The organism is Paraburkholderia sp. C35, assembly GCF_003121405.1.
Taxonomy (GTDB): Bacteria; Pseudomonadota; Gammaproteobacteria; order Burkholderiales; family Burkholderiaceae; genus Paraburkholderia.
Map to the genome: position 1 here is coordinate 19,395 of NZ_QBUY01000087.1, position 19,747 is coordinate 39,141.

General features: G+C 62.4%; 18 protein-coding genes and 1 pseudogene. 12 read left to right on the top strand and 7 right to left on the bottom strand.

What is annotated here, in order from left to right; genetic code table 11:
• The first annotated feature begins 4 nt into the window (after positions 1-4).
• The 7 genes from DK391_RS33290 to pyrF all read left to right on the top strand — a co-directional run bounded on the left by DK391_RS33290 (position 5) and on the right by pyrF (position 7,727).
• Positions 5-1,003: an arabinose ABC transporter substrate-binding protein gene (locus DK391_RS33290; protein ID WP_109482271.1), complete on the top strand. Its 999-nt coding sequence runs from the start codon at positions 5-7 to the stop codon at positions 1,001-1,003.
• A 164-nt stretch (positions 1,004-1,167) separates the two neighbouring features.
• Positions 1,168-2,682: an L-arabinose ABC transporter ATP-binding protein AraG gene (araG, locus tag DK391_RS33295; protein WP_109482254.1), complete on the top strand. Its 1,515-nt coding sequence runs from the start codon at positions 1,168-1,170 to the stop codon at positions 2,680-2,682.
• A gap of 100 nt (positions 2,683-2,782) precedes the next feature.
• Complete coding sequence (gene araH, locus DK391_RS33300; RefSeq protein WP_109482255.1) at positions 2,783-3,799, top strand: L-arabinose ABC transporter permease AraH; 1,017 nt, start codon at positions 2,783-2,785, stop codon at positions 3,797-3,799.
• Positions 3,800-3,841: 42 nt separating this feature from the next.
• Positions 3,842-4,642 (top strand): SDR family oxidoreductase, encoded by an 801-nt coding sequence (locus DK391_RS33305; RefSeq protein ID WP_109482256.1) that lies wholly within the window; start codon positions 3,842-3,844, stop codon positions 4,640-4,642.
• Positions 4,639-5,562 (top strand): SMP-30/gluconolactonase/LRE family protein, encoded by a 924-nt coding sequence (locus DK391_RS33310; protein WP_109482257.1) that lies wholly within the window; start codon positions 4,639-4,641, stop codon positions 5,560-5,562. The genes DK391_RS33305 and DK391_RS33310 overlap by 4 nt, the downstream gene beginning before the upstream one ends.
• 184 nt (positions 5,563-5,746) lie before the next feature.
• Positions 5,747-6,805, top strand: coding sequence for an aldose 1-epimerase (locus DK391_RS33315; RefSeq protein ID WP_109482258.1), 1,059 nt, complete (start codon positions 5,747-5,749; stop codon positions 6,803-6,805).
• Between the two features lie 106 nt (positions 6,806-6,911).
• The gene (gene pyrF, locus DK391_RS33320; RefSeq protein WP_109482259.1) at positions 6,912-7,727 is read left to right on the top strand and encodes an orotidine-5'-phosphate decarboxylase; all 816 of its coding nucleotides are present in this window, start codon (positions 6,912-6,914) and stop codon (positions 7,725-7,727) included.
• Between the two features lie 30 nt (positions 7,728-7,757).
• Here pyrF and DK391_RS33325 read toward each other — a convergent pair whose 3' ends face one another.
• Genes DK391_RS33325 through thiL form a run of 4 tightly spaced genes read right to left on the bottom strand, consistent with a single transcriptional unit; the run spans position 7,758 to position 10,496 of the window.
• Positions 7,758-8,267 (bottom strand): cupin domain-containing protein, encoded by a 510-nt coding sequence (locus tag DK391_RS33325; RefSeq protein WP_109482260.1) that lies wholly within the window; start codon positions 8,265-8,267, stop codon positions 7,758-7,760.
• 56 nt (positions 8,268-8,323) lie between these two features.
• On the bottom strand, positions 8,324-8,824 hold the full coding sequence (locus DK391_RS33330; protein WP_007743603.1) for a CinA family protein: 501 nt from the start codon (positions 8,822-8,824) through the stop codon (positions 8,324-8,326).
• 42 nt (positions 8,825-8,866) lie between these two features.
• Positions 8,867-9,511, bottom strand: coding sequence for a phosphatidylglycerophosphatase A (locus DK391_RS33335; protein WP_239483026.1), 645 nt, complete (start codon positions 9,509-9,511; stop codon positions 8,867-8,869).
• Positions 9,501-10,496: a thiamine-phosphate kinase gene (gene thiL / locus DK391_RS33340; protein WP_109482261.1), complete on the bottom strand. Its 996-nt coding sequence runs from the start codon at positions 10,494-10,496 to the stop codon at positions 9,501-9,503. Before thiL ends, DK391_RS33335 begins: the two co-directional genes overlap by 11 nt.
• Before the next feature lie 250 nt (positions 10,497-10,746).
• On the opposite strand from thiL, the gene DK391_RS33345 reads away from it, so the two are divergent.
• From DK391_RS33345 to DK391_RS33355, 3 genes are all read left to right on the top strand, one after another.
• Entirely contained in the window at positions 10,747-13,041 is a 2,295-nt protein-coding gene (locus DK391_RS33345; RefSeq protein ID WP_109482262.1) for an NADP-dependent malic enzyme, read from the top strand.
• Positions 13,042-13,440: 399 nt separating this feature from the next.
• Positions 13,441-13,842, top strand: a complete 402-nt coding sequence (locus DK391_RS33350; RefSeq protein ID WP_109482263.1) for a ribonuclease — start codon at positions 13,441-13,443, stop codon at positions 13,840-13,842.
• Positions 13,843-13,858: 16 nt separating this feature from the next.
• Positions 13,859-14,419 carry a barstar family protein gene (locus DK391_RS33355; protein WP_109482264.1) on the top strand — a complete coding sequence of 187 codons (561 nt, stop codon included), beginning with the start codon at positions 13,859-13,861 and terminating at the stop codon, positions 14,417-14,419.
• A gap of 148 nt (positions 14,420-14,567) precedes the next feature.
• On the opposite strand, the gene DK391_RS33360 is transcribed toward DK391_RS33355, so the two are convergent.
• On the bottom strand, positions 14,568-15,308 hold the full coding sequence (locus tag DK391_RS33360) for a 16S rRNA (uracil(1498)-N(3))-methyltransferase (RefSeq protein ID WP_109482265.1): 741 nt from the start codon (positions 15,306-15,308) through the stop codon (positions 14,568-14,570).
• 19 nt (positions 15,309-15,327) lie between these two features.
• Positions 15,328-15,741, bottom strand: coding sequence for a glyoxalase/bleomycin resistance/extradiol dioxygenase family protein (locus DK391_RS33365; RefSeq protein WP_109482266.1), 414 nt, complete (start codon positions 15,739-15,741; stop codon positions 15,328-15,330).
• Between the two features lie 629 nt (positions 15,742-16,370).
• Here DK391_RS33365 and tkt point away from each other — a divergent pair.
• Together tkt and gap are read left to right on the top strand one after the other, a co-directional pair.
• Positions 16,371-18,389: a transketolase gene (gene tkt / locus DK391_RS33370; RefSeq protein WP_109482267.1), complete on the top strand. Its 2,019-nt coding sequence runs from the start codon at positions 16,371-16,373 to the stop codon at positions 18,387-18,389.
• Positions 18,390-18,498: 109 nt separating this feature from the next.
• Positions 18,499-19,509, top strand: coding sequence for a type I glyceraldehyde-3-phosphate dehydrogenase (gene gap, locus DK391_RS33375; RefSeq protein WP_028371814.1), 1,011 nt, complete (start codon positions 18,499-18,501; stop codon positions 19,507-19,509).
• 36 nt (positions 19,510-19,545) lie between these two features.
• On the opposite strand, the pseudogene DK391_RS45050 reads toward gap, so the two are convergent.
• A pseudogene (locus DK391_RS45050) lies at positions 19,546-19,747 on the bottom strand (hypothetical protein); the annotation flags it as partial.

Genomic DNA, 19,747 nt, shown 5'->3' on the forward strand with positions numbered 1-19,747 from the left:
CATTATGAAACGCAGAATTTTCCTCACGCTGGCAGCCGCAGCGACGGCGGTGCTGTTCAACGCACCCGTTGCGCAAGCCGCCGACCCGGTCAAGATCGGCTTCCTCGTGAAGCAGCCGGAAGAGCCGTGGTTCCAGGACGAGTGGAAGTTCGCCGAAGCCGCTGCGAAGGAAAAGGGCTTCACGCTGGTGAAGATCGGCGCGCCGTCGGGCGAGAAGGTCATGAGCGCGATCGACAACCTCGCTGCGCAAAAGGCGCAAGGTTTCGTGATCTGCACGCCGGACGTCAAGCTCGGACCGGGCATCGTCGCGAAGGCGAAGGCTGACGGCCTGAAGATGATGACGGTGGACGACCGTCTCGTCGACGGCGCTGGCAAGCCGATCGAAGCCGTGCCGCACATGGGCATTTCGGCTTACAACATCGGCAAGCAGGTCGGCGAAGGCATCGCGGCTGAAATCAAGAAGCGCGGCTGGGACATGAAGGACGTCGGCGCCATCGACGTGACGTACGAACAGCTGCCGACGGCGCATGACCGCACGGCCGGCGCGACCGACGCGCTGATCGCAGCAGGCTTCCCGAAGGCCAACATCATCGCCGCGCCGCAAGCGAAGACGGACACGGAAAACGCGTTCAACGCCGCCAACATCGCGCTGACGAAGAACCCGAACTTCAAGCACTGGGTCGCTTACGGCCTGAACGACGAAGCCGTGCTCGGCGCAGTCCGTGCAGCGGAAGGCCGTGGCTTCAAGGCCGACAACATGATCGGTATCGGCATCGGCGGTTCGGACTCGGCACTGAACGAGTTCAAGAAGCCGAATCCGACGGGCTTCTATGGCACCGTGATCATCAGCCCGAAGCGCCACGGCGAAGAAACGTCGACGCTGATGTACGACTGGATCACGCAAGGCAAGGAACCGCCGAAGCTCACGCTGACGACGGGCATGCTGGCCACGCGCGACAACGTCGGCGAAGTGCGTGAAAAGATGGGTCTCGCATCGAAGTAAGCGAAGCGAATGCGTGTGAGTCTTTATTAGCAAGATTCACACGCCGCGCGTCCCGTTGCTAGGTGACGGGACGCGCGAGTTAGAACGGATCAGAAGCAGAGGGACAAGCCATCGTGAATGCTCACAGCAGACACGACGGTTCAATCGAAGTAACAGGAGGCAAAGTGTCAGCGACGCTGCGTTTTGACAATATCGGCAAGGTGTTTCCAGGCGTGCGTGCGCTCGACGGCATCTCTTTCGACGTGCACGCCGGCCAGGTGCATGGCCTGATGGGCGAAAACGGCGCAGGGAAATCGACCCTGCTGAAGATTCTCGGTGGTGAATATCAGCCGGATTCCGGCCGCGTGATGATCGACGGCAATGAAGTGCGCTTCGCGAATGCGGGCGCGTCGATCGGCGCAGGGATCGCGGTGATTCACCAGGAACTGCAATACGTGCCGGACCTGACGGTATCCGAAAACCTGCTGCTCGGCCGCTTGCCGAACACAGTCGGTTTCGTGAAGAAGGGCGATGCGAAGCGCTACGTGCGCGAGCAGCTGCACGCGATGGGCGTCGAACTCGACCCGAACGCGAAGCTGCGCAAGCTCTCGATCGCGCAACGCCAGATGGTCGAAATCTGCAAGGCGCTGATGCGCAACGCTCGCGTGATCGCGCTCGACGAACCGACCAGTTCGCTATCGCACCGCGAGACGGAAGTGCTGTTCAAGCTGGTGCGCAATCTGCGCGCCGACAACCGCGCGCTGATCTACATCTCGCACCGCATGGACGAGATCTATCAGCTGTGCGACGCGTGCACGATTTTCCGCGACGGTCGCAAGGTCGCCTCGCACCCTTCACTGGAAGGCGTGAGCCGCGACACCATCGTGAGCGAAATGGTCGGGCGCGAAATATCGGACATCTACGGCTACCGCGCGCGTGAACTCGGCGAAGTGCGCTTCTCGGTGAAGAACATCGAAGGCAAACCGCTGACGGAACCGGCGAGTTTCGAAGTGCGGCGCGGTGAGATCGTCGGCTTCTTTGGTCTGGTTGGCGCAGGCCGCAGCGAACTGATGCACCTGATCTACGGCGACGATCCGAAGAAGGGCGGCGAACTCGTACTCGATGGCAAGCCGATCAAGGTGAAGAGCGCGGGCGAAGCGATCCGTCAGGGCATCGTGCTGTGTCCGGAAGACCGCAAGGAAGAAGGCATCGTCGCGATTGCGTCCGTGGCCGAGAACATCAATATCAGCTGCCGCCGTCATTACCTGAAGGCGGGGCTCTTTCTCGATCGCAAGAAGGAAGCCGAAACGGCTGACCGCTTTATCAAGCTGCTGAAGATCAAGACGCCGAGCCGTCGCCAGAAGATCCGCTTCCTGTCGGGCGGTAACCAGCAGAAGGCGATTCTGTCGCGCTGGCTGGCCGAGCCGGATCTGCGCGTGGTGATTCTCGACGAACCGACGCGCGGTATCGACGTCGGTGCGAAGCACGAAATCTACAACGTGATTTACGAACTGGCCGAGCGCGGTTGCGCGATCGTGATGATTTCGTCGGAACTGCCGGAAGTGCTGGGCGTGTCCGATCGCATCATCGTGATGCGCCAGGGGCGTATTTCGGGCGAGTTGCCGCGCAGCGCCGCGACCGAGCAATCGGTGCTGGGCCTCGCGCTGCCGCAGAGTTCGACGACGGCGCAGGCAGCGTGACGCTGCCTCGCGCCAGATGAAACGAAAGCCGCAAGACATCTGTAACTGACGGGATCCACAACGGTCCTGTAACCCGTGGGGAACGGGAGGAGTGAACCAAATGCAAGCCAGAGAAAACCTCGCGCAACAGGCCGCCAAGAGCGCCGCCGATGCGCTGATTCCGCAAGCCAACGACAAGCAGAAGTGGTGGCAGCAGATCACGGAGTACAGCCTGATCGTGATCTTCGTCGTGATGTTCATCACGATGTCGCTGACCGTCGATCACTTCTTCTCGATCGAAAACATGCTGGGCCTCGCGCTGTCGATCTCGCAGATCGGCATGGTCGCGTGCACGATGATGTTCTGTCTCGCGTCGCGTGACTTCGACCTGTCGATCGGTTCGACGGTCGCGTTCGCCGGCGTGCTGTGCGCGATGGTGTTGAACGCGACGGGCAATACGTTCATCGCGATCATCGCGGCGGTGGTCGCCGGTTCGGTGATCGGCTTCGTGAACGGCGCGGTGATCGCGTATCTGCGCATCAACGCGCTGATCACGACGCTCGCCACGATGGAAATCGTGCGCGGCCTCGGCTTCATCGTGTCGCACGGTCAGGCTGTGGGCGTGTCGTCGGATACGTTTATCGCGCTCGGCAGCCTGTCGATGTTCGGCGTGTCGCTCCCCATCTGGGTGACGCTGGTCTGCTTCATCGTGTTCGGCGTGATGCTGAATTCGACGGTGTATGGCCGTAACACGCTGGCAATCGGCGGCAATCCGGAAGCGTCGCGTCTGGCGGGTATCAATGTGGAACGCACGCGCGTCTACATCTTCCTGATTCAGGGCGCGGTGACGGCGCTGGCGGGTGTGATCCTGGCGTCGCGTATCACGTCGGGTCAGCCGAATGCAGCGGAAGGCTTCGAGCTGAACGTGATTTCGGCGTGCGTGCTGGGCGGCGTGTCGCTGCTCGGTGGCCGCGCGACGATCTCGGGCGTGGTGATCGGCGTGCTGATCATGGGCACGGTCGAAAACGTGATGAACCTGATGAACATCGACGCGTTCTATCAGTACCTCGTGCGTGGCGCGATCCTGCTCGCCGCGGTGCTGCTCGACCAGTTGAAGAACCGCGGTTCGCGTGACTGAGATCTCCCTTAACGTTTGATGCAAGAAGAAGGAAACCGAACGATGTCGTCTCCCGCCAGCGCGAACGCGCGTGAACAACAGAACGTCTACGCGCGCTATCCGAGCCTCGTGGATCGCACGGTGCTGATCACGGGCGGCGCGACGGGCATCGGCGCATCGTTCGTCGAGCATTTCGTGGCGCAGGGCGCGCGTGTCGCGTTCTTCGATATCGACGAAACGGCGGGCGACGTGCTCGCCGATCAACTCGGCGATTCGCGTCACAAGCCGCTGTTCCTGCGCGCCGATCTGACTGACATCGACGCGTTGAAGAAGGCCATCGCCGATGTGCGCGCGGCGCTCGGCCCGATCGAAGCGCTGGTCAACAACGCGGCCAACGACAAGCGCCACAAGATCGAAGACGTGACGCCCGAATCGTTCGACGCGGGTATCGCCGTCAACATTCGTCACCAGTTTTTTGCGGCGCAGGCTGTCGCGGAAGACATGAAAGCGGCGAAGCGCGGCTCGATCATCAATCTCGGGTCGATCAGCTGGATGCTGAAGAATGGCGGCTATCCCGTGTACACGCTGGCGAAGGCATCGGTGCAAGGGCTGACGAAGGGTCTCGCACGCGATCTCGGTCCGTTCAATATTCGCGTCAATTCGCTGCTGCCGGGCTGGGTGATGACGGAAAAGCAGAAGCGCCTGTGGCTCGACGACGCGGGCCGTCTCGCGATCAAACAGGGCCAGTGCATCGACGGTGAACTGCTGCCCGAAGACCTCGCGCGCATGGCGCTCTTTCTCGCGGCGGACGATAGCCGCATGCTCACCGCGCAGGAAGTTATCGTCGATGGAGGCTGGGCATGAGCGACACGATCACCAACGTGCAGGCCGCATTGCTCGTCGATTCGAAATGCACGCTGGGCGAAGGCGCAACGTGGGACGCGCGCAGCGGCTTGTTCTACTGGACGGATATTGAAGGCGCGCGCCTGTGGCGTTACGATCCGCGCGATGGCCGCAGCACGTTCTGGCGTATGCCGGAGCGGCTCGCGAGCTTCGCGTTGTGCGCTGATCCGCATTACCTGCTGCTGGGCCTCGCGTCGCGGCTGGCGTTCTTCGACCTGGCGACGGGCGAGATCGAGCACATCGTCGATGTCGAACCTGACATGAACACGCGCGTGAATGACGGTCGCTGCGATCGTCAGGGACGATTCGTGTTCGGCACGAAAGATGAAGCGTCGCCTGTGAAACCCGTCGGCGGGTTTTATCGGTTGAACCATGATCTGTCACTTGAACGGTTGGCATTGCCATCGCCGGCGATTTCGAACAGTATCGCGTTCAGCCCCGACGGCAACACAATGTACTTCTGCGATTCGCCGACGCTCGAAATTCGCGCGTGCGATTACCTCGCAAACGGCCGTGTTGCGAACGAGCGTCTGTTCGTGAAGCTGACCGACAAGATGGGCGAGCCGGACGGTTCGACCGTCGATAGCGAAGGCGGCTTGTGGAATGCGCAGTGGGGCGGCCGGCGCGTGGTGCGTTACGACGCGAATGGCGTCGAGACGGAGCGCGTCGATGTGCCGACCGCGCAGCCAAGCTGCGTCGCGCTCGGCGGCGCGCAACTCGGCACGCTGTACGTGACGAGTGCGCGTGTCGGGCTCGATGCGCAGGCGCTGTCGGCCGATACGCGTGCGGGTGGCGTCTACGTGGCAACCCAAGGCCGGCGCGGTTTGCCGGAGCCGGCGTTCAAGGGATCGCCGGTTGCGCTCGCGAAGCGCGGCGTGTGAAGTTCATCGAAGGTCAACAAAGCAGGGCAGTCCACGCCCCGAACGAAGCGAAGTAGGGGCGCAGCATGCAGCACCAGCAGCAAGGAATCACGAGGCGGCCGCAACGACGCGCCGCCCGCACAAGCAGCCATCTGTTCTACGATGCGCCGATCACGCTGTCCGATGCCTCTCGTGGGAGTTTGATATGACTGTCGCGAATTCTGCTGTCCCGACTTCTCCACAATCCCGCGCGCGGCGTGCCCGGCTCGCGGCCACCGTGCAGCCCGTGCTGGCCGGACCGAGCACATCGGCCGTGGCCGTCGGCGCGGGAAGTGCCGCCGATGTCGCCTGCGTCACGCTCGCCAATTCCCTGCTGCGGCTCGATGTGGCCCCGTCGCTGGGCGGCGGCATCACGCGCTTCGACTTCCGCAATGAAGGCACGCTGGTGCCCGTGTTCCGGCGCTGCCGTCATGTCGATGGCGACACCGACGCCAACGAACTCGCCTGCTATTCGCTGCTGCCGTATTCGAACCGGATCGGCGGCGGGCAGTTCATGCTCGGCGAACGCGCGATCGACGTGCCGTGCAATCGCCCGGGTGAGCCGCTGCCGCTTCACGGCGACGGCTGGCTCGCGAACTGGGATGTCGCCGCCGCCGACGCCGAAAGCATCACGATGACGCTCGACCGTCGCGACGGCAAACCTTATTCATATCGCGCGACGCAGACGTATCTGCTGGACGGCTCGACGCTCGTCATCACGCTCGAGGTCGAAAACACCGGGCGCGAGGCGATGCCGTTCGGCCTCGGCGTGCATCCGTTTCTGGTGCGCGATGCCGACACGCAACTGTCGGCGGCGGCTGCCGGTTTGTGGCTGTCGGGCGAAGACTGGTTGCCCGTGCGCCACGTGCCCGTGCCGCCTGCGTGGCAGTTCGGCGTTGCGTATCCGTTGCCGCGCAGCGTCGTCAATCACGCGTTCACCGGCTGGAGCGGGCACGCGAGCGTCGTTTGGCCGAAGCGGCGCCTGTCGCTGACGGTGTCGTCGAACAGCGAGTACTACATTCTCTACACGCCGGCGTCGAAGGATTTCTTCTGCTTCGAACCCGTCGATCACCCGATCAACGCGATGAATCTGCCGGGCGGCGCCGCCGAAAACGGCATGACGATGCTCGCGCGCGGCGGGCGGCTGGTGCGTTCGTTCAGCTTTTCGGTGGAACGCACGGGATTGCGCGCGATGGCGGGCGGGCGCGCGGCTAAGCGTGGCTGAGCGGCACGCCTGAACGGGGCGGGCATGCAGAAGCGGCCCGCAACCGGCCGCGCGAGTAAAATACGCGGCTCATCAGTTACCCGCATCGCGCGCCGCGAGATTTCCTATGTCCACATTCATCCAGACGCTCGACCACGCTTGGCACACGACAAAATCGCTGCTGTGTGTCGGTCTCGATCCTGAGCCGTCGAAGTTTCCCGGCGCGTACGCCAACCGTTCGGACGCGATCTTCGATTTCTGCAAGAAGATCGTCGACGCAACCGCGCCTTATGCCTCGTCGTTCAAGCCGCAAATCGCCTACTTCGCGGCGCACCGCGCTGAAGACCAGCTCGAGCAGCTGATCGCGCACATTCATTTGAAGCATCCGGGCCTGCCCGTGATTCTCGACGCCAAGCGCGGCGATATCGGCAGCACGGCCGAGCAGTACGCGCGCGAAGCCTTCGACCGTTATCACGCCGATGCCGTCACCGTGAATCCGTACATGGGCTTCGATTCGATCGAGCCGTATCTGGATCACGAAGGCAAGGGCGTGATCGTGCTGTGCCGGACGTCGAATCCCGGTGGCTCGGATCTGCAGTTTCTCGAAACGGGTGGCCGTCCGCTGTATCAGGTGGTCGCGAAGCTTGCGGCAGAAAAGTGGAATGCGAAGGGCCAGCTTGGACTGGTGGTCGGCGCGACCTTCCCGAAGGAAATCGAAGTGGTGCGGAGCATTGTCGGCGACATGCCGCTGCTGATTCCCGGCATCGGCGCGCAAGGCGGCGATGTCGAAGCGACCGTCAATGCTGGCCGCACGGCAAACGGCACCGGCATGCTGATCAACTCGTCTCGCGCGATCCTGTATGCGGGCAAGGGCGACGACTGGGTCGAAGCCGCCGCGCAGGCCGCGAAGGATACGCGCGATCGCATCAACGCGTTTCTTTAAGCCTCAGGCCTTAAGCGGGTTCGGTCGCGCTTAACCGCCGACCGGCCCGAGCTTCACGATCAGATCTCGCTGCTGCGGAAAGTCGCGCGAAAGCGTCGCGACGTCCGCAATCTCGAACTCGCTGAATTCGAACCCCGGCGCGACCGTGCAGCCGACGAGCGCCACGCTCGCCGCGTCGTCGCATTGTGCGGCGAACCATCGGCCTGACGACACCACCGCCTGAAAAACGCAATCTGCGTTCTCAAGCGCATTGCCGAGACGATGCACCGTCATCGATCCGTCTTCTTCCAGCACGTAGACGTTGAGCGGATCGCCGGCATAGAAGTGCCAGACTTCGTCGGACTGGATGCGATGCCACGCGGAATGCGCGCCGTCGCACCGCAGGTAATAGATCGCCGACGAGGCGGAACGTGAATCGGCGGAACCTTCGCGATGCACGGCATCCGTCGAACGATACGTCTCGCGAAAGAACCCGCCTTCGGGATGCGGCTGGAGATCGAAGCGGCGAATCAGTTCGTCCCGGTCGATATGACGGCTCATGTTTTCCTGCTGTAGTTGAGATCCAGAGAAAAGCCGAAAGCCGCCGTCGAAACCGCTCAGCGCTCGCGTTCGTCGAGCAGGGTCAACAGCCCGCGCAACGCGTGGGTCGCCGCCTGCACGCGCACGCGCTCGCGGTCGCCCTTGAATACGAGCGTCTCGACAACTGTATGCAACCGGTTGCTCCAGCCGAAGCACACCATGCCGACCGGTTTGGTTTCGGTACCGCCGCCCGGACCGGCGACGCCCGTGATCGACAGCGCGACCTGCGCACGGGAATTCCGCAACGCGCCTTCTACCATCGCCCGCGCAACCGGCTCGGACACGGCACCATGCTTCTCGATGAGATCGGGCGGCACGCCGATCATCTCGCTCTTCGCCTGGTTCGAGTACGTGACGAAGCCGCGCTCGAACCAGCCGCTGCTGCCGGAAATATCGGTGATGGCCGTCGCGACCATGCCGCCCGTGCAGGACTCGGCCGTGGCAAGCATCAGCCGCTCATCGCGCAGACGATTGCCGGCACGAATGGCAAGTTGGTGTACGACGGAATCGGTAGCCATGCTGGACTCGGGAAAAAAGGAACGCTGGGAACGCAGAAAAAATCAGACCGACATCCGCCAGAGCGCAATCACGAGCAACGTGAAGAAGGCTGCGACGAGATCATCGAACATGATGCCAAAGCCACCTTTCAGTCTGCGGTCGAAGTAACGGATGGGCGGCGGCTTCACCATGTCGAAGAAGCGGAACACGATAAACGCCCAGAGTTGTCCCGTGAAGGAGGCGGGCGTCACCATCACCAGCACCAGCCAGAACGCGACGATCTCGTCCCACACGACGGGTGACGGATCGTCGATACCGAGCCGGTCCGCGGTGAAACCGCAAATACCGATCCCCGCGACAAAGCCGACGGCAATCAGAATGCCCCATTCGATGACGGTCAGCTTCGCGCTGAACGCAGCGAACGATGCCCAGGCGAACAGCGTGCCGACCGTGCCGGGCGCAATCGGCGACAACCCGCTGCCGAAACCCAGCGACAGGATATGCAAGGGATGCGACAGCATGAAGCGCGCGGTCGCGCGGCGGGGCCGGGGCGCACGGGGCTGACCTTGCGGCTGGCCATTTTGCCCGCCGTTCGACGCGCCCTGGGCCGCCGTGCCGTTGGCCGGGCCGCCCGTCGAGACAGGTTGTCCGCCTGTTGGCGCGTCGGAGAAATGTCCGGCCGGGCCAAGCGAGGATTCATTCTGCATGGAAATGATCGAAGCCTTGCAACGTCAGAGTGAGGGGAGCGCCTGATGCATCGCGCCACGTGATCGCGGGCGCGGCGCCGGCTGCGTCGAGCGCAGTTATTGTACCGACGCGCGTCACGGACACACGCGCCTGTTGACCGGCTGCAACGACTGCGTCGCGTGCAGACGACGGTGCCGTGAAGCACAACTCGTAGTCGTCGCCGCCGGCGATCGTGCAGCGGCGCTGCAGGTCGGCGGAAAGACGGCGCAGCGCATCCGAGCGCGGCAGCGCGTCGGCATCGACGATGGCATTCACCTGCGAGCGCTCGAGGATGTGCATCAGGTCGCCCGCGAGTCCGTCGGAAAGGTCAAGTGCCGCGTGCGCAACGCCGCGCAATGCCAGGCCGAGCGCGACGCGCGGCTCGGGCCACTCCATGGCGCGGCGGAATGTCGCAGCGTCGTGGGTATCGGCGGACCACTCGCCGCGCTGCACGCCGAGGCTCGCCCGTGCGTCACCCAAAGTACCTGAGATCCAGATGTCGTCGCCGGGTTGTGCGGCGTCGCGGCGCAACGCCTTCTGTGGCGGGACTGAGCCGAACACCGTGAGGCACAGATTGAGCGGCCCGCCCGTGGTATCGCCGCCGATCAGCTCGCAGCCGTGGCGTTCGGCGAGATCGAACAGGCCGTCGCTGAAGGCTGCGAGCCAGTCGGCGTCGGCTTTCGGCAAGGAGAATGCGAGCGTGAACGCCTGCGGCTTCGCGCCCATCGCCGCGAGGTCCGACAGATTGACGGCGAGCGCCTTGTGGCCCAGCGCCTTCGGATCGACATCAGGAAAGAAGTGGCGGCCTTCGACCAGCATGTCCGTCGAAATGGCGAACATCTCGCCTGCTGGCGGCGCGAGCAGCGCGCAATCGTCCCCGATGCCGAGCGCCGCGCGTTGCGGGAACATCGATCCGGCCGCGCGTCGCGCGAAGAACCGGTCGATCAGCGAAAACTCTGAAAGCATAAATAAGGCGTGTAAGGGCGAATCGCAGTAAAAGCAGGTGGATGGATGCGCTCAAGAAACGCGAATGGAAGCTAACACGACGTTAAAGGCGCGCATCGTAGTCGCGCTGCCAGTTGGACCCAGGCTGGACGCTTTCCTTTCACGCTGTTTCGGTCGCGGCACTTGCACCCTGATTGCAGGGTTCGACTTTTGGGATTGGCGCTACAATGCGATCGAACATCTATTCTAATCCGCACTTCCAAGTCCGCTTATGTCGACGCCCGTCAATACCAAACTCCGTGAAGCCGCTCTCGATTATCACGAATTCCCGCCCCCCGGGAAGATCGCAATCGCCCCGACGAAGCAGATGATCAACCAGCGCGATCTCGCGCTGGCGTACTCGCCGGGCGTTGCGTTCGCGTGCGAGGCGATTGTCGAAGATCCGCTCAACGCCGCGCGCTTCACGGCGCGCAGCAACCTGGTCGGCGTCGTGTCGAACGGCACGGCAGTGCTCGGCCTCGGCAACATCGGGCCGCTCGCCTCGAAGCCGGTCATGGAAGGCAAGGCCGTCCTGTTCAAGAAGTTCGCCGGCATCGACGTGTTCGACATCGAGCTGAACGAATCGGACCCGCACAAGCTGGTCGAAGTGATCGCGGCGCTCGAGCCGACCTTCGGCGGCATCAATCTGGAAGACATCAAGGCGCCGGACTGCTTCATCGTCGAACGCGAATGCCGCAAGCGCATGAAGATTCCCGTGTTCCACGATGATCAGCACGGCACGGCTATCGTGGTCGCGGCAGCCGTGACCAATGGTCTGAAGGTGGTCGGCAAGAGCATCAAGGAAGTGAAGCTGGTGGCATCGGGCGCGGGCGCAGCGTCGCTGGCGTGTCTGAACCTGCTCGTCGATCTCGGCATGCCGCTCGAGAACATCTACGTGACGGACCTCGCAGGCGTGGTCTACAAGGGCCGCACGGAACTGATGGACCCGGACAAGGAGCGTTTCGCGCGTGAGACGGATGCACGCACGCTGGCCGAAGTGATGGGCGGCGCGGACGTGTTCCGCGGTCTGTCAGCGGGTGGCGTGCTCAAGCAGGACATGGTCAAGGGCATGGCGGAGAAGCCGCTGATTCTGGCGCTGGCCAACCCGACGCCGGAAATCCTGCCGGAACTCGCGCTGGAAGTGCGTCCGGACGCGGTGCTCGCAACCGGCCGTACCGACTATCCGAACCAGGTCAACAACGTTCTGTGCTTCCCGTTCATCTTCCGCGGCGCACTCGACGTCGGCGCTACGGTGATTACGAAGGAAATGGAAATCGCCGCAGTCAACGCGATCGCGGAACTGGCGCGTCAGGAACAATCCGACATCGTCGCCACGGCGTATGGCATTCAGGATCTGTCGTTCGGTCCGGAATACCTGATTCCGAAGCCTTTTGATCCGCGTCTGATCGTGCAGATCGCGCCCGCTGTCGCGCAAGCCGCGATGGATGCCGGCGTCGCCACGCGTCCGATCGAAGACATGGAAGCGTACAAGCAGCATCTGCAGCAATTCGTCTACCACAGCGGCACGACGATGAAGCCGATCTTCCAGCTGGCGCGCGGCGTCGAGCCGGAGAAAAAGCGCATCGTGTTCGCGGAAGGCGAAGAAGAGCGCGTGCTGCGCGCGGTACAGATCGTGGTCGACGAAAAGCTGGCCAAGCCGATCCTGATCGGCCGTCCGGCGGTGATCGAGCAGCGCATCGCCAAGTTCGGCCTGCGTCTGGTCAACGGCCAGGACTACACGGTCGTCAACACCGATCACGACGCGCGTTATCGCGATTTCTGGCAGACGTATCACAAGATGATGAGCCGCAAGGGCTTCACCGAGCAGATGGCGAAGCTGGAAATGCGCCGCCGCACGACGCTGATCGGCTCGATGCTGGTGAAGAAGGGCGACGCCGACGGCATGATCTGCGGCACGGTCAGCACGACGCACCGCCACCTGCACTTCATCGATCAGGTGATCGGCAAGAAGGAAGGCGCCAAGGTCTACGCGGCGATGAACGCGCTGGTGCTGCCGAACCGCCAGATTTTCCTCGTCGATACGCACGTGAACGTCGATCCGACGGCGGACGAGCTCGCGGAAATCACCATCATGGCGGCCGAAGAAGTGCGCCGCTTCGGTATCGAGCCGAAGATCGCGTTGCTGTCGCACTCGAACTTTGGTACGAGCAATGCGCCTTCTGCACAGAAAATGCGCGATGTGCTGGCTATCTTGCAGGAACGTGCGCCGCATCTGCAGGTGGACGGCGAAATGCACGGCGATCTGGCACTCGACGCGAACCTGCGCAAGGAAGTGCTCGCAGATTCGCCGCTGGAAGGCGACGCGAACCTGCTGGTGCTGCCGAACATAGACGCCGCCAACATCTCGTACAACCTGCTGAAGACGGCAGCCGGCAACAACATCGCGATCGGGCCGATCCTGCTCGGCGCGGCGCAGCCGGTGCATGTGCTGACGCCGTCGGCGACGGTTCGCCGGATCGTCAACATGACGGCGCTGCTGGTCGCCGACGTGAACGCAACGCGTTAAAGCCGGGTGCAGCTGGTTTGAACCTTGCGCGGGCCGTTGATTTTTGACCCGCGCAGGCGATCAAGGCAAAAAAAGAGGCGTGCCCGCAATGGGCACGCCTTCGAGCATTGGCTGGGGATTAGCCATCCCGCAAAAAGGCAGACGCGTGACATCCCTCCCTGGTGGACTGTCGGGACGACGAGGCATGAAAGTCGTCCAGCGTTGTGCCTTGCGATAACTTTATCTCGTGCGAGATAAAATCTCTGTCAAGATTTGTCATTTCGGGCCTCGGCGCCATGCCGGTTTCGCCTGATTGGTCATTCGTCCGACCAATGAACGTTGATTCCAAAAGACATTAGCGATACCCTTACGTCTTTCATGGTCGTCAAACTCGTTCGTCAACAGCGGGAATTCTGATTCATGGCACGCAAGTGGCTTCGCGACGGCGTGCTGATTGCCGCCTTGATGGCTGGCGGTCTCGCTGGCGGTTTTCCATTGGGCGCGTTGGCCCGGGAAGCACAGCAGGGACAGGTCGAAGGCACCGTCGCGGCGGCGCAACTGCCGCCCGAAGCCGTCAGGACATTGAACTTGATTGCAGCTGGCGGGCCTTATCCGTATGAGAAGGACGGCGTCGTATTCGGCAATCGTGAGCGGTTGCTGCCGCCGCACCGGCGCGGCTATTACCACGAATACACCGTTCCCACGCCAGGCGCCCGCGATCGCGGCGCACGCCGCATAGTCTGTGGAGGGCCGCTCAGGCGGACCACCAATTGCTTTTACTCAGACGACCACTACGCCAGTTTTAATCGCATTATTGAATGACATCGGGATAATCGGCATGAGCGCAAACGTCTACGCGCACGACTCGAAAGTCGCGACGGATTTTCTCGCGGCCGGCGACGGCAATATGTTCCAGCGCGTCATGCAGATGCGCGATGCCGAGCAGGTCCGTGACGTCCAGAACGAAGCCAGTACGGGCCTTTCATCGGAAGAGGAGCGCATGAGTCTTTTCGAGACCGTACGACCGAACATCGTGCAGTCGATCCGCGCGTTCCGCGTGCAGGATCTCGCCGACGAAGCCAGTCGGCTCGGTCAGCATTTTCTCTATGCGTTCGTGGGCAATGCCCAGTCCAAGCAGGAAGTGATGGAGACCATCGCGACGTCGTTCCTGTTTCCAAAGCACTTCGGCAAGAACTATGACGCGCTGTACGACTCGCTGACCGATCTCGTTCACAAGGCCGGCTCGCAGCCGGGTTTCGTGATCGTGCTCGAAGCGTTGCCGATTGCGACCAAATTCGACAAGGAAGGGCGCGAGACACTGCTCGATGTGTTCCGCGAAGCCGCAGAATTCTGGGCAGAACGCAAGGTTGCGTTCAGAGTGTTCTACTCGTTTGCTTAATTATTTGAGATGGACGCGTCGTTGTTCGGAGTCTGACGACGCAACCTGAGATGCGACAAGAAAAAAGGCCCGCCAATCATTGGCGGGCCTTTTTTCGTTTTGGTTTTTACCGGTCGGCTCTGATTGCGAGAGCCGTGCAATCCTTCTTTTACCAGCCGCCCCAGCGTGCGGCCAGCGCAGACAACACGGCGATGCCCGCTGTCTCAGTGCGCAGCACGCGCGGTCCAAGGCCGACGGCCGTGAAGCCGTGGCCGGCCGCCGCCGCTTCTTCGGCCGCCGAGAATCCGCCTTCCGGGCCGATCAGCACAAGGGCGCGCACCTTCGGCGGCTCGCTGGGGAGCGCCGAGAACGGCACGCTCGCGCGCGGCGACAGCAGCAGGCGCAGTTCGCCAGCGACAGGTTCTTTCGGCATCGTGCTGAGCCATGTGGCCAGTTCACGCGTCGGCGCGACTTCGGGCAGACGATTGCGCCCGCACTGTTCGCACGACGACTGGACGATGCGTTGCCAGTGCGCCTGGCGACGCTGCGCCCGTTCCCCGGAGAGACGCACGACGCTGCGGGTCGTAGTAAGCGGCACGAATTCGGACGCGCCGAGTTCGGTTGCTTTCTCGATCAGCCAGTCCATCTTGTCGCTGCCGGCAATGCCTTGCGCGAGCGTCAACTGATACGGCGGCTCCGCTTCGACGTCGCGAAACAGGCCAATCCGCACAATGGTTCCATGTCGATCCATATCGACGATTTCGGCGCCGTATTCACCGCCGTGGCCGTTGAACAGGCTCACGGTATCGCCCGGTTGCAGACGCAGGACGCGAACGTGCCGATTGACTTCGTCCGGCAAGGAAACGATGTCGTCGGTTTTAAACGGGGTGCCGACGAAGAAGCGAGGCATAAGGAAAGTTCTCATTCATTCAAGACAGATGGCAGGCTAGCGCCCAGCGATAGCCGTCGAGATCTTCGATCTGGGCAAACCTGTCTCCCCAGAACTGATCTTGCGGTTCGCTCAGCGACCTGGCGCCGGCCGCAACGGCCCGCGCATAGACTGCGTCGACGTCGTCGACATAAAGATAAAACGATTGGGGTGCTGTGGTGCCCGCGCTTTTCGGCGTTTTCGCCGTCGAGCCGAACGCGCCTTCCGGCGCGAACATCACGATCAGTTGATCCTGATAGGTCATCTCGACATGCATGACAGCGCCGTCGTCATGCACGCTGTCCCTGACGCGGAAACCAAACGCCGCTTCGAAGAACGCGATCGAGGTGCGCGCCTCGCGGACGGTCAGATACGGCGTCAGCCACGGCACTCCGGCTGGGCGTGAGGCACTCATCGAACTCTCCTGAACCAGTAGGTCGTCATGCCATCGCCTTCGCTACGGGTGTCCGCCTTGCGGCGGCCTGTGCCGAAGAAGCGATGAATTTTGCAGCACTCTCATTGCTTACGCTCTAAGAATCGGCCTAGTTTACCGCCGGATACGCGATGAACGGCGAATAATCAGCGTCCCGGCGATATTTCCGGCGTAGAACCCGGCAATCAATGCACACGGCATGCTGTCGGCAATCGCGAGAAGGTTCCTGGTCCACGAACTCGATGTTCGTTTTATGACGGAAAGAACCGCCGAGCGGCGCAAAAAGTCGATGGAGATTGCGCGCAGTCAAACACCTGGTCGGGCTGACAGGCCCGAACGGCGCCCTGATCGACGGCTACGCGTCGCACAGGTGCTGCGGCATGTAGTCCGCGCCGATGCGTCCCCATGCGCGCCGTATCGCTCCGAAACGCCCGCCCTATGGCCGAAGTCACGCCCGGCTATCTGCTAGAATGACGTGCTTTGCAGCCCTGTCCGTTTGCTCCGTCCGCCTCGCGTCTCCCGGCGCCGCACCGTGCGCCGAAGCAGACTGCCGCCGGGCTTCCGGACCACGAACGGCGCCTCCGCTTTTTGGACCATTCTCCGGAATCGACATGACGACCTCGTCTCCCGCCCCCACCTCCCTGATGGCCAACGCGATCCGCGCGCTCGCCATGGATGCCGTTCAACAAGCGAACTCCGGTCACCCCGGCATGCCGATGGGCATGGCTGAAATCGGTGTTGCGCTGTGGTCGCGCCATCTGCGTCACAACCCGAAGAACCCGCTGTGGGCCGATCGCGACCGCTTCGTGCTGTCGAACGGTCACGGCTCGATGCTGCTGTACTCGCTGCTCCATCTGACGGGCTACGACCTGCCGATGGAAGAGCTGAAGAACTTCCGCCAACTGCATTCGAAGACGCCGGGCCACCCGGAATACGGCATCACGCCGGGCGTCGAAACGACCACGGGCCCGCTGGGTCAAGGTCTGGCGAATGCCGTCGGCATGGCGCTCGCCGAATCGCTGCTGGCCAACGAATTCAACAAGGCTGACGCGAAGATCGTCGATCACCACACGTATGTGTTCCTCGGCGACGGCTGCCTGATGGAAGGCATTTCGCACGAGGCGTGCTCGCTGGCGGGCGTGCTGAAGCTGAACAAGCTGATCGCGTTCTACGACGACAACGGCATCTCGATCGACGGTGAAGTGATTCACTGGTTCCACGACGACACGCCGAAGCGCTTCGAAGCGTACGGCTGGAACGTGATCCCGCACGTGATCGGTCACGACGTCGACGCTGTCGATGCCGCGATCAAGCAGGCCAAGCTGTCGGACAAGCCGACGCTGATCTGCTGCAAGACCATCATCGGTGAAGGCTCGCCGAACAAGGCCGGTACGCACGACGTGCACGGCTCGGCGCTGGGCGAAAAGGAAGTGGCGGCGGTGCGCGAGCAGATCGGCTGGCACTATCCGCCGTTCGTGATCCCGGAAGAAGTCTACGCAGCGTGGGACGCGAAGGAAAAGGGCGCGAAATTCGAAGGCGAGTGGAACGACGCGTTCGCCGCGTACCGCGCGAAGTACCCGGCAGAAGCCGCCGATTTCGAACGCCGCATGGCGAACAAGCTGCCGGCAGACTGGGCAGAGAAGGCACAGGCAATCATCGCTGGCGCGAACGAGCGCGCTGAAACGATCGCGACCCGCAAGGCGTCGCAACAGGCTATCGAAGGTCTTGCTGCGGTGCTGCCGGAACTGGTCGGCGGTTCGGCTGACCTGACGGGCTCGAACCTGACCAACTGGAAGGCGGCGAAGTACGTGCGCGTCGGCGAAAACGGTGCGGCGGGCAACTACGTCAACTACGGCGTACGCGAATTCGGCATGAGCGCGGCCATCAACGGTCTCGCCGTGCACGGCGGCCACAAGGCCTTCGGCGGCACGTTCCTGACGTTCTCGGACTACAGCCGCAACGCGCTGCGCGTCGCTGCGCTGATGAAGGCGCCGTCCATCTTCGTGTTCACGCACGATTCGATCGGCCTCGGCGAAGACGGTCCGACGCACCAGTCGATCGAACACGTCGCGAGCCTGCGCCTGATTCCGCATATGCAGGTGTGGCGTCCGGCGGATACGGTCGAAACGGCCGTGGCCTGGACGCAGGCGGTCGAGCACAAGGGTCCGTCGTCGCTGATCTTCAGCCGTCAGAACCTGCAGTTCAACCCGCGCACCGAGCAGCAGATCGCGAACATCGCGAAGGGCGGCTACGTGCTGAAGGACTGGAACGATGACATTCCGGCACGCAAGATCATCCTGATCGCGACGGGTTCGGAAGTCGAACTGGCGATGAAGTCGGTTGAAGCGCTGGCGCGCGAAGGCATCGCGGCACGCGTCGTGTCGATGCCGTCCACCAACGTGTTCGACCTGCAGGACGCCGAGTACCGCGAGCGCGTGCTGCCGCACGGCGTGCGCCGCGTCGCGATCGAAGCGGGCGTGACCGATTTCTGGCGCAAGTATGTGGGCCTGGAAGGCGGCGTCGTCGGCATCGACACGTTCGGTGAGTCGGCACCGGCCGGCGTGCTGTTCAAATATTTCGGCTTCACCGTCGAGAAGGTTGTCGAGACGGCCAAGGCCGCACTCGGTTAATTGCGCAACGCGTCGTGCGCGCCGCGTCCAGCGCGGTTCGCACGACAGCTACAACGCGCATCAGCCGAAGCTTCACGGAAGAATTTTTTTAGCCATCAGGAGATACAACATGACGATTCGCGTCGCAATCAACGGCTACGGCCGGATCGGCCGCAACACGCTGCGCGCCTTCTATGAAAACGGCAAGAAGCACGACCTCGAAATCGTTGCGATCAACGATCTCGGCGACGCCAAGACCAACGCGCACCTGACGCAATACGACACGGCGCATGGCAAGTTCCCGGGCGAAGTGACGGTCGACGGCGAAAACCTGATCGTCAACGGCGACAAGATCCGCGTGTTGGCCAACCGCAATCCGGCTGAACTGCCGTGGGGCGAGCTGGGCGTCGACGTCGTGATGGAATGCACGGGCTTTTTCACGACGAAGGAAAAGGCTAGCGCGCACATCAAGGGCGGCGCGAAGAAGGTGATCATCTCGGCGCCGGGCGGCAAGGACGTCGACGCGACGATCGTCTACGGCGTGAACCACAATGTGCTGAAGGCCGAGCACACGGTCATCTCGAACGCATCGTGCACGACGAACTGCCTGGCACCGCTGGTCAAGCCGCTGAACGACAAGATCGGTCTGGAAACGGGTCTGATGACCACGATCCACGCATACACGAACGACCAGGTTCTGACGGACGTGTACCACGAAGACCTGCGCCGCGCGCGCTCGGCTACGCACAGCCAGATCCCGACGAAGACGGGTGCTGCATCGGCTGTCGGTCTGGTGCTGCCGGAACTGAACGGCAAGCTGGACGGCTACGCGATCCGCGTCCCGACCATCAACGTGTCGATCGTCGATCTGTCGTTCATCGCCAAGCGCGACACGACGGTCGATGAAGTCAACGCGATTATGAAGGAAGCATCGGAAGGCGCGCTGAAGGGCATTCTGGGCTACAACTCGGCGCCGCTGGTCTCGATCGACTTCAACCACAACCCGGCTTCGTCGACGTTCGACGCGACGCTGACCAAGGTGTCGGGCCGTCTCGTGAAGGTGTCGAGCTGGTATGACAATGAGTGGGGTTTCTCGAACCGTATGTTGGATACGGCTGTGGCGTTCGCTAACGCGAAGTAAGGTTTTTGGTTTTTTTGCTTTGTTGCTTTTTCGCTTTTAGCGAATGGAAGGCCGCCTTCGGGCGGCTTTTTCTTTTTTGATGTTTGAGGTGGGGTTTTGGGGTTTGGTCTTTTGCTGGCATCCGCTTGAGGTTAGTGGTTTGCTAGTGTTGCCCCTGTGCGGGGCGGCACCTACTTTTCTTTGCCGCCGCAAAGAAAAGTAGGCAAAAGAAAGCGGGCTAACACCACCCACTCCGGTC

Bases quoted from the DNA above. Each gene is read 5' to 3' on its own strand.
- DK391_RS33290 (WP_109482271.1), top strand. From the start codon at position 5: ATGAAACGCAGAATTTTCCTCACGCTGGCAGCCGCAGCGACGGCGGTG.
- araH (WP_109482255.1), top strand. From the start codon at position 2,783: ATGCAAGCCAGAGAAAACCTCGCGCAACAGGCCGCCAAGAGCGCCGCC.
- DK391_RS33305 (WP_109482256.1), top strand. From the start codon at position 3,842: ATGTCGTCTCCCGCCAGCGCGAACGCGCGTGAACAACAGAACGTCTAC.
- DK391_RS33310 (WP_109482257.1), top strand. From the start codon at position 4,639: ATGAGCGACACGATCACCAACGTGCAGGCCGCATTGCTCGTCGATTCG.
- DK391_RS33315 (WP_109482258.1), top strand. From the start codon at position 5,747: ATGACTGTCGCGAATTCTGCTGTCCCGACTTCTCCACAATCCCGCGCG.
- pyrF (WP_109482259.1), top strand. From the start codon at position 6,912: ATGTCCACATTCATCCAGACGCTCGACCACGCTTGGCACACGACAAAA.
- DK391_RS33325 (WP_109482260.1), bottom strand. From the start codon at position 8,267: ATGAGCCGTCATATCGACCGGGACGAACTGATTCGCCGCTTCGATCTC.
- DK391_RS33330 (WP_007743603.1), bottom strand. From the start codon at position 8,824: ATGGCTACCGATTCCGTCGTACACCAACTTGCCATTCGTGCCGGCAAT.
- DK391_RS33335 (WP_239483026.1), bottom strand. From the start codon at position 9,511: ATGCAGAATGAATCCTCGCTTGGCCCGGCCGGACATTTCTCCGACGCG.
- thiL (WP_109482261.1), bottom strand. From the start codon at position 10,496: ATGCTTTCAGAGTTTTCGCTGATCGACCGGTTCTTCGCGCGACGCGCG.
- DK391_RS33345 (WP_109482262.1), top strand. From the start codon at position 10,747: ATGTCGACGCCCGTCAATACCAAACTCCGTGAAGCCGCTCTCGATTAT.
- DK391_RS33350 (WP_109482263.1), top strand. From the start codon at position 13,441: ATGGCACGCAAGTGGCTTCGCGACGGCGTGCTGATTGCCGCCTTGATG.
- DK391_RS33355 (WP_109482264.1), top strand. From the start codon at position 13,859: ATGAGCGCAAACGTCTACGCGCACGACTCGAAAGTCGCGACGGATTTT.
- DK391_RS33360 (WP_109482265.1), bottom strand. From the start codon at position 15,308: ATGCCTCGCTTCTTCGTCGGCACCCCGTTTAAAACCGACGACATCGTT.
- DK391_RS33365 (WP_109482266.1), bottom strand. From the start codon at position 15,741: ATGAGTGCCTCACGCCCAGCCGGAGTGCCGTGGCTGACGCCGTATCTG.
- tkt (WP_109482267.1), top strand. From the start codon at position 16,371: ATGACGACCTCGTCTCCCGCCCCCACCTCCCTGATGGCCAACGCGATC.
- gap (WP_028371814.1), top strand. From the start codon at position 18,499: ATGACGATTCGCGTCGCAATCAACGGCTACGGCCGGATCGGCCGCAAC.